Consider the following 13578-nt stretch of genomic DNA (forward strand, 5'->3'; position numbering starts at 1 on the left):
TCGTATCGGTGTAAAAACCGTTAGTCCTGAGGGCGTGACCTTCAATGTTGAGGGTGACTTCCGTGGCGGCACGCTTCGTCTTCGTCATGGCTATGGTTCGTACAAAGGTGTACTCGCCGGCCAGACCTGGTCGAACTACAACAGCTTTGTAGGCAACACCTCTACGCTGGATTTTGACTCCCTGCCCGGCACTGCTGGCTATCAGGGACGTACAGCTCAACTTCGCTACACCTCCGGCCCTTTCTCATTCTCCGTAGAAGATCCCCAGAGCTCACTCGTTGAAGCAAGCGTGGTCCTCGAAGATGGGGTACCCACGGGCAAGGTTGCTAGCGTCAGCGACAAAAAAGATGGCATGCCTACTTTCACCGCTCGCATGGAAGATTCAGCCGGCGGCCTCTCATACTCGGCAGCAGTTCTTGCCCATGAAGTTGGATATGACACAGGCACTGATGACGAATCAGCATTTGGTTTCGGCGCATTTGTCGCGGCCAGAATGGCTTTGACGGACATGATTACGATTCAGGGCGCTTTCAACTACAGCGACGGAGCCAACAGCTACCTGTGGCGCTCAGGCGAAAACTACTTTGGTAGCGATGCCTATGTAGGCCCGAATGGCGATGTTGAGACGATCACCGGCTATGCAGGTAGCATCGGTGCAGGTATTAACCTCGGCGGCGGCCGCAGCATCAACATTGGTTATGGCATGGCCACGATGGATTACGATGACGCGAAGGACGACGCTGCCGGAGATGCCGCAATACTGGCGGCTATCAACGGTCAGGCCGAAACCAACTCTGCCATAATGGCCAACTATCAGTGGACACCGGTCAAAAATGTCATGATGGGCGTTGAATACCAATACCTGAAGACTGAAGACGTAAACGGTGAAGACGGCGATGCAAACCGTCTTTTGTTCGCAGCCCAATACAACTTCTGATCCTTCCTATCAGAAGTTAACTCAGAATTACCCCGGCCCCGGCCGGGGTTTTTCGTTTCTGGCTGGTGCACACGCACCATTCTGGCTCAACCTCCAAGTCCCACACCTGCTCGATTGGGGCCCTTCCCTCCGGTATTCAATACCTTACAAGCCAGAAAACAATCTGGCACAGCTCATGCAAATACCAAACTGCAAGCCGGTGAAAACCACTCACCGCATCAACCGCTGCAACTCTGTGAGGTAATGCCATGAAACTTGCCAAAGACCAAAGCCTGTTGTTTGAACTTACCCAAGCCGCAGAAGCCTATGCCATGCAGGATCTGCACGATTACTTTGACTGGATGTACTTCGCGAACTAACCAGGGGACGATGCAGGGCGGGGCCAAAGGCCCCGCCCTGCAAACTGCCTACTCACCCGCCCGGAGCCTGCTACGGACGCTTCGGGTTGTCATCACGCCGAGAACCTCCATCAACGACAGAATCCCCCGGTCATGCTGTTTCGGTGCTTTGCCCCTGGCAATCCGGCCGATCTGCCGGGTGTACCAGCTCACTTCCATCAGGGCCATGTCATCAATCAGTCGAATCCCTGTTTTGATGGGCCTAACCGCGCTGGTCACCTGATCGCCTTTCATAATCCGGTTCGGCAAATCCGGCTCCACCACCAACGGCCTCGCCAGGCCCACCAGGTCCGTGGCGTCGGAAGCCAACGCGTCGGCCATTCCGGTCTCGGTGCGGAAGCCGCCCGTCACCATCAAGGGTACGTCAGTGAGCTTGCGCACTTTCTCGGCGAACTCCAGGAAGTAGGCCTCCCGCGCCAGGGTACTGGCTTTTACCTCGCCGTCTTCCGCACCCCTGGCCATGGCTGGGTTCTCGTAGTTACCGCCGGAGATTTCTACCAGGTCAATCCCCTCTGCGACGAGTGCCTTGATCACCGCCAGCGATTCGTCCTCGGTAAAACCGCCGCGCTGGAAGTCTGCGGAGTTCAGTTTGATGCCAATATTGAACGCTTCACCGCAAGCTTTCCGGATAGCCCGGTACACCGCCAGCACAAAGCTGCGGCGTTTCTCGGCAGAGCCACCCCACTCGTCTGTGCGCTGGTTGTGATGGGGCGACAGGAACTGGCTCACCAGGTAGCCGTGGGCGCCGTGGAGTTGCACGCCGTCGAATCCGGCTTTCTGGGCAATGGCAGCACTGCGGGCAAAGCGCTGGATGATGTCTTCAATTTCCGGGCCGGTCAGGGCGCGGGGTGTGGCAAACATGCTGCGGAGCTCTTTTTTGAATGGTATCGCGCTGGGCGAGACCGGGTCCTTGTTCAGCATTTTGGGGCTTTGCTTGCCGGGATGGTTCAGTTGCATCCAGATCTGTTTGCCTCCCTTTTGCCCGGCCTTGGCCCAGGCGGTCAGAAGCTCGAGATCGCTTTCATCCTCAATAACCACGTTCTGTGGCTCCCCGATGTGCCGGCGGTCGATCATTACATTACCCGTGATCGACAGCCCGGTGCCGCCCTCTGCCCACGCACGATACAGGGTTGCCAGCTCTTTGGTGGGGTGGTTGTCAATGGTGCCCAGAGTCTCGCTCATGGCGGACTTGGCAAAGCGGTTGGGGATGACAGAGCCATTAGGGAGCTTGAGCGGCTGAGAGAGCAGTTCTGCGGGAGTCATAAGGGCCTCAAGGTGGTTTGCGGGTTCCATGAGGCTGATAGTGGATCTGCCCGGCGAACCGGGCATTGGCCGAAGAGACTGATTTTATCAAAAGAAAGCCTGAATGCCGGGCAACACCGAATTCGTCACTGATGCCATTGCCGCCGAGCATGTCGCTGGCCCGCCATAAACGGCGGCCCCGCAGGGGCATCCGTCGGAGGCCGAAAGCCAGAACGAGCCTAATGACTGCGTTAGGGCTGGTGATGCATAGTTGTACGAAATATCCGCATATAGAGGTGCTTCATGGACACAATCAGTGTAAACAAGTTTAGAGATAATCTTAAAAGTGTTGTTGAACAGGTAATTAGTCAGCATGAACCGGTCAAGGTTACACGCCGAGCCGGAGAAGCTTTCGTGGTGATGAGTGCTGAGGACTGGGAGCGAGAGCAGGAAACCCTTCACGTTCTCCAAAGTAAGAGCCTGATGCAGCAAATTGGTAGCGATTTGGCCAGACTCAACGCAAAAACGAGAAAGCCGCCCCGCAACTAAAAAGCTACGGAGCGGCCCTCGACTCAGGACTACAGCAACAAGGTACGAATATCCCCCAGCAGCTGCGTCAGCAGGTTGGTAAACCGGGCGGCATCTGCCCCGTTCACTGCACGGTGGTCGTAAGACAGCGACAGTGGCAGCATCAGCCGCGGCTGGAACTCCTTGCCGTCCCACACCGGCTTCATAGAAGCCTTGGAGACACCCAGGATCGCCACTTCCGGCGTGTTCACAATCGGGGTGAACGCGGTGCCGCCAATGCCGCCCAGACTGGTGATGGTAAAGCAGGCGCCCTGCATTTCTGCCGGCTTCAGCTGCTTGTCCCTCGCCTTCTGGGCCAGCTCGGCGCTTTCCGCCGCCAGCTCCCACAGACCTTTCTGGTCGACATCCCGGATCACCGGAACCATCAGGCCATGAGGCGTATCCACCGCAATACCGATGTGGATGTACTTCTTGCGCACCACCTCTTTGCGCTCCATGTCCAGGGACACGTTGAACTGAGGCAGTTCCGCCAGTGCTGCCGCGCAGGCCTTGAGCAGGAACGGCAGCGGGGTCATTTTCACGCCACGCTTTTCGCCGGCCGCTTTCTGGCCTTTGCGGAAGGCTTCCATTTCGGTGATGTCGGCATCGTCGAACTGGGTCACGTGGGGCACGTTCAGCCAGCTGCGCTGCATGTTGGTGGCGGTGGCCGCCATCATGCGGGACATGCCTTCACGCTCGATCTCACCGAACTGGCTGAAGTCCGGCAGTTTCACGCCCGGAATGCCAGAACCGGTGGCCACGCCGCCGCCCTGCTGGGCCTGCTGCAACTGGCTCTTCACGTAGGCGTGGACATCGTCTTTCACGATCCGGCCTTTCGGGCCAGAGCCTTTCACGCGAGTGAGGTCTGCACCCAGTTCCCGGGCCAGTTTGCGCACGGCCGGGCCGGCATGCACCTTGGTGCCCGGTGCCGGCGGCTCGTAGGTAGAGCCTTGCGGCTGCGGGGCCGCTTCGGGCTTGCTGTCTTTCTTCTCCGGCTTGCTGGCCGGGCTTTCGGCCTTGGCACTGTCACCGGAATCTACCGCTTCGTCCTCATCCTCACCATCGTCTTCAATGGTCATTTCCAGCAGGTCAGAACCTTCGGAAAGTTTGTCACCTTCCTTCACCAGGATTTTGCCAACCTTGCCGGCATAGGGGGACGGAATTTCCATGGTGGCCTTGTCGGACTCCACGGTCACCAGCGGATCATCCTCGCCAATGGTGTCGCCTTCGGCCACGTTGATTTCGATCACCGGCACGTCGTCGAAGCCATCCAGCGAAGGCACCTTCACCACTTCGGTGCGGGAGCCGCCAGACTTTTTCTTCTTCGGTGCCGGCTTGCTGTCTTCCGACTTGGCCTCGGATTTCTCCTCAGCCTTATCTTCAGGCTTGCCCTCTTCGGCATCGTCAGAACCACCAGCATCCCCACTGGCGGCCAGCATGCCGATCACGTCGCCCTCTTTCACCTTGTCACCCACCTTCACGGTGATTTTGGTGATCTTGCCGGCGGCGGGGGCCGGCAGTTCTACCGAGGCTTTGTCGGATTCCACGGTCAGAATCGGATCTTCTTCCTCTACCGAATCCCCTTCACTGACGATGATTTCGATGATCTCGACTTCATCAGCCCCGCCGAGATCGGGAACCTTGATTTCCTGTTCACTCATGGCGGTCTCCTTAGCTCAGCACCGGGTTCGGTTTGTTGCGATCGATTCCGTACTTGCGCATGGCTTCGAGAACCTGCTCCTGTTTGATCTCACCATCTTTCGCCAGGGCGGCCAAGGCGGTAACCGCCACATAGTAACGATCCACCTCGAAGAAGTTACGGAGCTTCTCGCGGGTATCGCTGCGGCCGAAACCGTCGGTGCCCAGGGTCATGTAGGTTTTCGGGATGAATGCCCGCAGCTGCTCAGAGTGCAGTTTGATGTAATCGGTAGACGACACCACCGGCCCCTGCGCATCTTCCATGCACTGGGTCACGTAGGCCTTGCGGGGCTTGTCGTCCGGGTGCAGGTGGTTCCAGCGCTCCACGTGCTGGCCGTCACGGGCCAGTTCGTTGTAGCTGGTTACGCTCCACACATCGGAAGCCACACCCCAGTCGTCTTTCAGCATCTGTGCGGCGGCGCGCACTTCGTTCATGATCGAGCCGGCGCCCAGCAGCTGAACCCGCGGGCTCTTCTTGCGACCCTTGGTTTCCACAGACTCAAACTTGTACATGCCCTTGATGATGCCGTCTTCACAGTCTTTCGGCATGGCGGGCTGTTCGTAGTTCTCGTTCTCGATGGTCAGGTAGTAGTAGACGTTCTGGTTGTCTTCGAACATCTCCTTCATACCGTGACGGATCACCACGGCCATTTCGTAGCCGTAGGCCGGGTCATAGGCCTTACAGTTCGGAATGGTGTTCGCCAGTACGTGGCTGTGACCGTCCTGGTGCTGCAGGCCTTCGCCGTTCAGGGTGGTACGGCCAGCGGTACCGCCGATCAGGAAGCCACGGGCCTGCATATCGCCGGAAGCCCAGGCCAGATCGCCCACGCGCTGGAAGCCGAACATGGAGTAGAACACGTAGAACGGAATCAGCGGGAAGCTGTTGGTACTGTACGAAGTCGCCGCGGCCATCCAGGTGGACATGGCACCCGCTTCGTTGATGCCTTCCTGCAGGATCTGGCCTTTCTTGTCCTCGCGGTAGTACATGATCTGGTCACGATCCTGGGGCACGTATTTCTGGCCTTCCGCCGTGTAGATACCCAACTGACGGAACATGCCTTCCATACCGAAAGTACGGGCTTCGTCGGGCACGATAGGTACAACGCGCTTGCCGATGCGCTTGTCTTTGACCAGGGCGCTCAGAATCCGGACAAAGGCCATGGTAGTTGAAATCTCACGGCCACCGGAGCCTTCCAGCACCTGCTTGAAGATATCCAGTTCCGGAATCTGCAGCGGCTGGCAGTCCTTGTTGCGCTTGGGATAGAAACCACCCAGCTCCTGCCGGCGCTTCTTCATATAGACCAGCTCCGGGCTGTCCGGCGCCGGACGGTAATAAGGTACGTCTTCCAGCTCTTCGTCTTTCAGCGGCACACCGAAACGATCCCGGAATGCTTTCAGGGTATCGATGTCCAGCTTCTTCAAAGAGTGTGCCGTGTTCTGGGCTTCGCCCGCTGCACCGAAGCCATAACCCTTGATGGTGTGGGCCAGAATCACGGTGGGCTTGCCGTTGGCCTGGATCACAGCCTTGTGATAAGCCGCGTAGACCTTGTAAGGATCGTGGCCGCCACGGTTAAGTTTGCTGATGTCTTCATCTGACAGATTATCCGCCAGCTTGGCCAGCTCCGGATGTTTGCCGAAGAACTCCTTGCGGGTATAGGCGGGACCCTTGAACGTCAGGTTCTGCAATTCGCCATCGCACAGCTCATCCATGGCCCGCTGCATCACGCCGTCTTCGTCTTTCTCGAACAGCGGATCCCACATACGGCCCCAGACCACCTTGATCACATTCCAGCCGGCACCACGGAACACGCCCTCCAGTTCCTGGACAATCTTGCCGTTGCCCCGTACCGGGCCGTCCAGGCGCTGCAGGTTGCAGTTAACCACCCAGATCAGGTTGTCCAGCTTCTCGCGGCCGGCCTTGGAGATAGAACCCAGGGTTTCCGGCTCATCGCACTCACCATCGCCCACAAATGCCCACACCTTGCGGCCGTCCATGTCGATCAGCTCACGGCTGTGCAGGTACTTCATGACGTGGGCCTGGTAGATAGACTGGATCGGCCCCAGACCCATGGAAACGGTCGGGAACTGCCAGTAATCCGGCATCAGCCAGGGGTGCGGGTAAGAAGACAGACCTTCGCCGTCTACTTCTTCGCGGTACTTGTCCAGTTGCTCTTCACTGAAACGGCCTTCCAGGAAGGAGCGGGCATATATGCCCGGCGATGCGTGGCCCTGGAAGTACACCAGGTCTGAGGCGCGCTCTTCACCACCGCCGTGGAAGAAATAGTTGAAGCCCACATCGTACAGAGTGGCTGCCGAGGAGAAAGTGGAAATATGGCCGCCAAGGTCACCCGGGCGCTTGTTAGCGCGGACAACCATAGCCATGGCATTCCAGCGAATCAGGGAGCGGATACGACGCTCCATGAACAGATCGCCAGGCATACGCGATTCCTGGGTCACCGGAATGGTGTTGCGGAAAGGCGTGGTAATGGAGTATGGCAGTTCGGTGCCATCACGACTGGCACGCTCAGACAGGCGCTCCAGAATGTATTTGGCACGGTCTACGCCTTCGTTCTCGATCAGAGATTCCAGCGCATCCAGCCATTCACTGGTTTCAATGGGATCATCATCCTGGTACATCAAACCCTCCCCTTGGCATCAAAAGGTGCAACGCCGGCCACGATCAGCGGCCACAGACGGTGCGAAGTCGATAAGCTGCGATGGTATGCAGTATTTTTTGTGGAAACGTCAGCTTGTAAGTAAAGCTGAACTGCGTGATTGACCTCTCTCAAGCATAGAACAGCTTTCTCATTTTTCCTGCCGGGCGACCGGTTAGCGGTGTGGCTTTTGGCCCGGGCCGATCGCACGGAGACTGGTTCTGCCGGCCCTGACTACCCAGCAGAAGCAAAAACTTTCGTTCTTTTACTACAAAATGACATCCAAAAACAAACAAACACCCGTTTGAATGGCAATTGACCGCCATTTATTTAGATTACTTACGCAATAATGACGACATTCCGATCACGAAACAACCGATCTCCGACCAAGGTCGAAACCCCACCTCTCCCTCATTTACATCAAGACACTAAGCATAATTAGAGCCTGACCTTCATGATATTTCGTGATTTTTAGCAGCAAATTGGCGACATTGGCGACTCTAACTCGAAATGCCAGCATCCAAATTCTCGTTTTATTAATTAGACCTGAAAATGAATTTCGATTTATGTATACTTGCCTGCCCGTTTTTTAACCAGTGAAGGAGGCGCGCCTCCTTTTGTCTTTGGCTCACAACAGAGGGCGATCTATGAACTCCATCGTCACCTTTCCGAACCGTATTCCGGTTCAGGAATTCGAGGAGCGCCGGTTCAAGGTGTTTACCGACCGCCAGCTCGACAAGATTGAGGCGATCCAGAATCTCCCTGAAGACACCCTGTTCGAGATGAAAGTGGTAGCCAGCGTGCTGCCATTCCGGGTTAACGAATATGTGATCAACGAACTGATCAACTGGGACAAGGTGCCCAACGACCCGATTTATCAGCTGGTCTTTCCCCAGAAAGGCATGCTCAAGGACGAACATTACGAGCGCATGGCCAAGCTGCACCGCGAAGGCGCAGAGAAAAAGGACATCCAGGCCGCCGCCAAGGAAATCCGCGACGAGCTGAACCCGCACCCGGCCGGCCAGATGGAAATGAACATGCCGGAGCTGGATGGCGAAGTACTGGACGGCGTACAGCACAAATACCGCGAGACCGTGCTGTTTTTCCCGTCCCAGGGCCAGACCTGCCACAGCTACTGCACCTTCTGCTTCCGCTGGGCGCAGTTTGTCGGTGACAAAGACCTGAAAATGGCCAGCACCGATGCCGAGAAACTGCACGGCTACCTTCAAGAACACACCGAAGTGACCGACCTGCTGGTGACCGGCGGCGATCCGATGGTGATGAAGACCAAAAACCTGGTGCAGTATCTGGAGCCCCTGCTGCAGCCGGAATTCGATCACATCCAGACCATCCGCATCGGCACCAAGGCCCTCACCTTCTGGCCGTACCGCTTTGTGACCGATAAAGATGCCGACGAGCTGATCGAACTGTTCGCCAAGCTGGTTGATGCCGGCAAGCACGTGGCCATCATGGCCCACTACAACCACTGGCAGGAAATCACCACCGACATCGCGGAAGAAGCCATTCGCCGCATCCGCGCCACCGGTGCCGAAATCCGCGCCCAGGGCCCGCTGATCAAGCACGTGAACGACGATGCCGATGCCTGGGCCAAGCTGTGGAAGCGCGAAGTGAAGCTGGGCATCATCCCCTACTACATGTTTGTAGAGCGGGACACCGGCGCCAAGAACTACTTCGAAGTGCCCCTGGCCGAGGCCTACAACATCTACCGCGAAGCCATGAAGCAAGTCAGCGGCCTGGCCCGCACCGCCCGCGGCCCCAGCATGAGCGCAGGCCCCGGTAAGGTAGAAATCCAGGGCGTAACCGAAATCAAAGGCGAAAAGGTGTTCGTGCTGCGCTTCCTGCAAGGCCGCAACCCGGACTGGGTACAGCGCCCGTTCTTTGCCAAGTACAGCGAGACGGCCACCTGGCTGCACGAGCTGGAGCCCGCCTTTGGCGAGGAGAAGTTCTTCTTTGAGGATGAGTTTGAGGCGATGAAGCAGGGTAAAGCCTGAATCAGGTGATACTCAGCTAATCCAGAGAGCCGGGCAAATCGCCCGGTTTTTTGTGCAATACAAATAGATCATGATGATCAGTGAACCTTCGGCACAAACCCCTCCGGCTTGTCCCGAATCCACTCCACGAATACCATCAATTCCTCCAGCTCCATCAACTTATCCCAACTGTTGTAATACAACCCAAGCTCACACTCCGAGCAAGCCTTATGAATCGCGTTATGGCAGGGCCGGCAAACCCAGAGCGTGCGGGTGACCATGTCTTCCTTGCTGAACAGCTTCTGGAAGCGTTTCTTTCTGTGCAGGTGCCTGGGAATCAAATGATGGCGGGTGAGCCCGGCAACGGGGCGTTGGCAGATTTCACAGTCGTCGGGCTGGGGCGGGAGTTTGAGCATCTTCAGGTAATTATCAGAGCCAGGCGGTGATGCAACCGCCCGGCTCGGTTCCGGCAGACCGGGTCAGTGCATCAAGGTATACAACTTCCTGCGGTAAGCCCGCACATCCGGATTGTTGTTCCCCAGCTTCTCGAACAGCTCCACCAGCGTAGTTTTAGCGATGCTGTCTTTATAAGCGCCGTCTGCTTGCATCAGGCGAATCAAGAGATCCATGGCTTCGGCATTTTTGTCCTGTAGCACCATGTGCAGGGATAACTGGTGCAGAGCCTCGGGGTCTTTCGGATTGGCTTCCAGTTTAGCTTCCAGCTCGGCCTGCGGCGGCAGTTCGCCAGATTGCTTGAGGAACTTAACCCTGGCCGCTAACTGCTTGGCCTTGTGCTGCAGTTTCTCTTCCGGCGGCAGGCTGTTGAGTACCTGCTCGGCGGTGTCCAGATCGCCCTGCTCGGCTTTCAGCTGGGCCAGGTCGATCAGCACATCCAGGTTTTCCGGGTCTTTCTGGTTCATTTCGGTGAGGATCGCCAGGGCACCGTCTACATCGCCAGCGTCCCACAAGGCGTGGGCCTTTTCATACGGGTCTTCCGCCGGGGCTTCGATGTGTTTTTCCAGTACCTTGCGGATTTCGCTTTCCGGCAGGGCACCGTTGAAGCCATCCACCGCCTGGCCATTCTTCACCAAAATGATGGTGGGCAGGCTGCGCACGCCCAGAGATGCTGTCAGCTCCTGCTGCTCGTCCGCATTCACCTTGGCCAGCTGGAAGTTGCCCTGATACTCCTCCGCCAGCTTCTGCAGAATCGGCATCAGCTGCTTACAAGGCGCGCACCATTCGGCCCATACGTCCACCAAAATAGGTGTAGTGGCGGAGGCTTCCATCACTTTCTGCTGAAAGTTGTCGGCGGTGGCGTCGAATATATACGGCGAGTTGCTCATAAGTCGGGAACCTGTACCAGAATGAATAAAATTGCCTAAAGATATGGAGCCGGCAGCAGAAAAATCAAGCCAGCTTGAAAACCTGGCTTTCGTCGTCACATAGATCTTTAACCACTCAGCCTTGAGAGCAAAACGGTATGAATGACGAGAACCGCAAAGACTCCCTGGAAGAATTTGAAGACGACGTGACCGAGTACATCGGTAAAGACGAGAACAGCAAAAGCCTGATCCTGCCGCAGCAAGCCAGGCCGCGGCGTATGTATGTGTTGCCGGTGTCTAACCGGCCGTTCTTCCCGGCGCAGGTGCAGCCGGTGGTGGTCAACCAGAATCCCTGGCAGGAAACCCTGAAGCGGGTGGGCGAGACCGAGCACAAGGTGCTGGGTATCTGCTTTGTGGAAGACCCGGAATCTGAAACCGGCATTCCCGCCAGCGATGACCTGGAAACCATGGGTTGCGCGGTGAAGGTTCACCATGCCCAGAGCGAAGGAGGCAAGGTCCAGTTTATTGCCCAGGGCATGCAGCGCTTCAAAATCGTGCAGTGGCTGCGCCGCCGCCCGCCCTACCTGGTGGAAGTGGAATACCCGGAGGAGCCGGAAGAACCGGCGGATGAGCTCAAGGCCTACACCCTGGCCATTATCAGCGCCATCAAGGAGCTACTGCGCACCAACCCGCTGTATGGCGAAGAGGTGAAGCAGTACCTGTCCCGCTTTGGCCCGGAAGACAGCTCGCCGCTGGCAGACTTCGGCGCCTCTATGACCAGTGCCCCGGGCCGGGAGTTGCAGGATGTGCTGGATACCGTGCCCCTGCTCCGGCGTATGGAGCGGGTGCTGTTGCTGATGCGCAAAGAGCAGGAAGTGGCGCGCCTGCAATCCGAGATCAATGAAGAAGTAAACGAGAAGGTGCAGAAGCACCAGCGGGAATTCTTCCTGCGCGAGCAGCTGAAAGTCATCCAGCGGGAGCTGGGCATTGCCAAGGACGACAAAACCGCCGATGTGGAGCGCTTTGAAGAGCGCATGGCCAAACTGAACCCACCGGACGCGGTGCAGGACCGGTTCAAGGATGAAATCCAGAAACTACAGGTGCTGGAACAGGGCTCCCCGGAATACGGCGTTACCCGCAACTACCTGGACTGGATTACCCAAGTGCCCTGGGGTGTGCATTCCGAAGACCACTTCGACCTGGCCGAAGCCCGCCGCATTCTGGACCGGGACCACGACGGCCTGGACGATGTAAAAGACCGTATCATCGAGTTCCTGGCCGAAGGCACTTTCAAGGGCGAAGTGAGCGGTTCCATACTCTTACTAGTCGGCCCTCCGGGGGTGGGCAAAACCTCCATCGGCCGTTCGGTGGCCGATGCCCTTGGCAGGGAGTTTTATCGGTTCAGTGTCGGCGGTATGCGCGATGAAGCTGAAATCAAAGGCCACCGCCGCACCTACATCGGCGCCATGCCCGGTAAATTCGTGCAGGCCCTGAAAGACAGCAAGGTGGCCAACCCGGTGATCATGCTGGATGAGATCGACAAGATCGGCAGCTCCTATCAGGGCGACCCGGCCTCGGCCCTGCTGGAAACTTTGGACCCGGAACAGAACAAGGAATTCCTGGACCACTACCTGGACGTACGCATGGACCTGTCCAAGGTGCTGTTCGTGTGTACCGCCAACCAGCTGGACACCATCCCCCGGCCATTGCTCGACCGCATGGATGTTATTCGACTGTCCGGCTACATCGGCGAAGAAAAACTGGCCATCGCCAAGCATCACCTGATGCCGCGCCTGCTGAAACGTGCCGGTTTGCTGAAGAAACAGCTGAACATCACCGATGCGGCCATCCGCCAGGTGATCGAAGGCTACGCCCGGGAAGCCGGCGTGCGGAACCTGGAAAAGCTGCTGCACAAGATCATCCGCAAGGGCATCGTGAAACTGCTGGAAAACCCGGACAAGCCGGTAAAAGTCGGCGTTGCGGACCTGCCGGACTACCTGGGCCAGCCCGCGTTCCGCAAAGAGAAATCCATGAAGGGCACCGGCGTAGTCACCGGCCTTGCCTGGACCGCCATGGGCGGCGCTACCCTGAGTATCGAGGCGTCACAGGTTCACACCAGCCAGCGCGGGTTCAAGCTCACCGGGCAGCTGGGGGATGTGATGAAGGAATCTGCCGAGATTGCCTACAGCTTTGTGTCGTCCAACCTGAAACGCTTCAAAGGCGACCCGACCTTCTTCGAAAAATCCTTCGTGCACCTGCACGTACCGGAAGGCGCCACCCCGAAAGATGGACCCAGCGCCGGAGTAACCATGGCCACCGCCCTGCTCTCCATCGCCCGCAAAGAAGCCCCGCAGCAGAACATCGCCATGACCGGGGAGCTGACCTTAACCGGGCAGGTGTTGCCGGTGGGAGGTATTCGCGAAAAGGTGATTGCTGCGCGCAGGCAGAAGATCAACAACCTGATCCTGCCGGAGGCAAACCGGGGGGATTATGAGGAATTGCCGGAGTATCTGAAGGAAGGGATTACCGTGAACTTTGCGAAGCACTATAACGATGTGTTTCAGGTTTGCTTTGGGAATAAGCCCAGGAAAGGGGCTTCGGTGCACTGACTTTTTTTGCCACGGAATCCATATATGGTCTCCTCCCCGCTTGCAAGGCCTCAGACGTTGTTGATGAGGGACAGGTTGCTGCCATATATCCGGCCTGTTAACGAGGCTGCGCTGCCGCCTCTGGCCTTGATGAGGATTCGCCGCGCGCCTGCCTAATCAC

At 57.4% G+C, this 13578-nt stretch carries 9 protein-coding genes; 4 read left to right on the plus strand and 5 right to left on the minus strand.

The annotated features are described in order from the left end of the window. Nucleotides 1-34 precede the first annotated feature (34 nt). Nucleotides 35-937, plus strand: coding sequence for a DcaP family trimeric outer membrane transporter (locus AC13DJ_RS06810; protein WP_482934188.1), 903 nt, complete (start codon nucleotides 35-37; stop codon nucleotides 935-937). 407 nt (nucleotides 938-1344) lie between these two features. Here AC13DJ_RS06810 and AC13DJ_RS06815 read toward each other — a convergent pair whose 3' ends face one another. Next, nucleotides 1345-2598: an NADH:flavin oxidoreductase/NADH oxidase family protein gene (locus AC13DJ_RS06815; protein WP_482934189.1), complete on the minus strand. Its 1254-nt coding sequence runs from the start codon at nucleotides 2596-2598 to the stop codon at nucleotides 1345-1347. A 282-nt stretch (nucleotides 2599-2880) separates the two neighbouring features. On the opposite strand from AC13DJ_RS06815, the gene AC13DJ_RS06820 reads away from it, so the two are divergent. Next, a complete protein-coding gene (locus tag AC13DJ_RS06820; protein ID WP_482934190.1) occupies nucleotides 2881-3126 on the plus strand; it encodes a type II toxin-antitoxin system Phd/YefM family antitoxin in 246 nt (81 codons plus the stop codon). 29 nt (nucleotides 3127-3155) lie between these two features. Here the strand turns inward: AC13DJ_RS06820 and aceF are convergent, their stop codons facing one another. After that, on the minus strand, nucleotides 3156-4805 hold the full coding sequence (gene aceF, locus AC13DJ_RS06825; RefSeq protein WP_474541023.1) for a dihydrolipoyllysine-residue acetyltransferase: 1650 nt from the start codon (nucleotides 4803-4805) through the stop codon (nucleotides 3156-3158). A 10-nt stretch (nucleotides 4806-4815) separates the two neighbouring features. After that, nucleotides 4816-7479, minus strand: coding sequence for a pyruvate dehydrogenase (acetyl-transferring), homodimeric type (aceE, locus tag AC13DJ_RS06830; RefSeq protein WP_482934191.1), 2664 nt, complete (start codon nucleotides 7477-7479; stop codon nucleotides 4816-4818). A 664-nt stretch (nucleotides 7480-8143) separates the two neighbouring features. Between aceE and AC13DJ_RS06835 the strand changes: the two genes are divergently transcribed. Further along, complete coding sequence (locus AC13DJ_RS06835) at nucleotides 8144-9508, plus strand: KamA family radical SAM protein (RefSeq protein ID WP_482934192.1); 1365 nt, start codon at nucleotides 8144-8146, stop codon at nucleotides 9506-9508. A 77-nt stretch (nucleotides 9509-9585) separates the two neighbouring features. Here AC13DJ_RS06835 and AC13DJ_RS06840 read toward each other — a convergent pair whose 3' ends face one another. Beyond that, nucleotides 9586-9903: a hypothetical protein gene (locus tag AC13DJ_RS06840; RefSeq protein WP_482934193.1), complete on the minus strand. Its 318-nt coding sequence runs from the start codon at nucleotides 9901-9903 to the stop codon at nucleotides 9586-9588. A 63-nt stretch (nucleotides 9904-9966) separates the two neighbouring features. Continuing rightward, on the minus strand, nucleotides 9967-10830 hold the full coding sequence (gene trxA / locus AC13DJ_RS06845; RefSeq protein ID WP_482934194.1) for a thioredoxin: 864 nt from the start codon (nucleotides 10828-10830) through the stop codon (nucleotides 9967-9969). A gap of 137 nt (nucleotides 10831-10967) precedes the next feature. Here trxA and lon point away from each other — a divergent pair, with 137 nt between their 5' ends. After that, complete coding sequence (gene lon, locus AC13DJ_RS06850) at nucleotides 10968-13418, plus strand: endopeptidase La (RefSeq protein ID WP_482934195.1); 2451 nt, start codon at nucleotides 10968-10970, stop codon at nucleotides 13416-13418. Nucleotides 13419-13578: the final 160 nt, after the last annotated feature.

The sequence above is a fragment of the Marinobacter sp. L-46 genome (assembly GCF_056859535.1).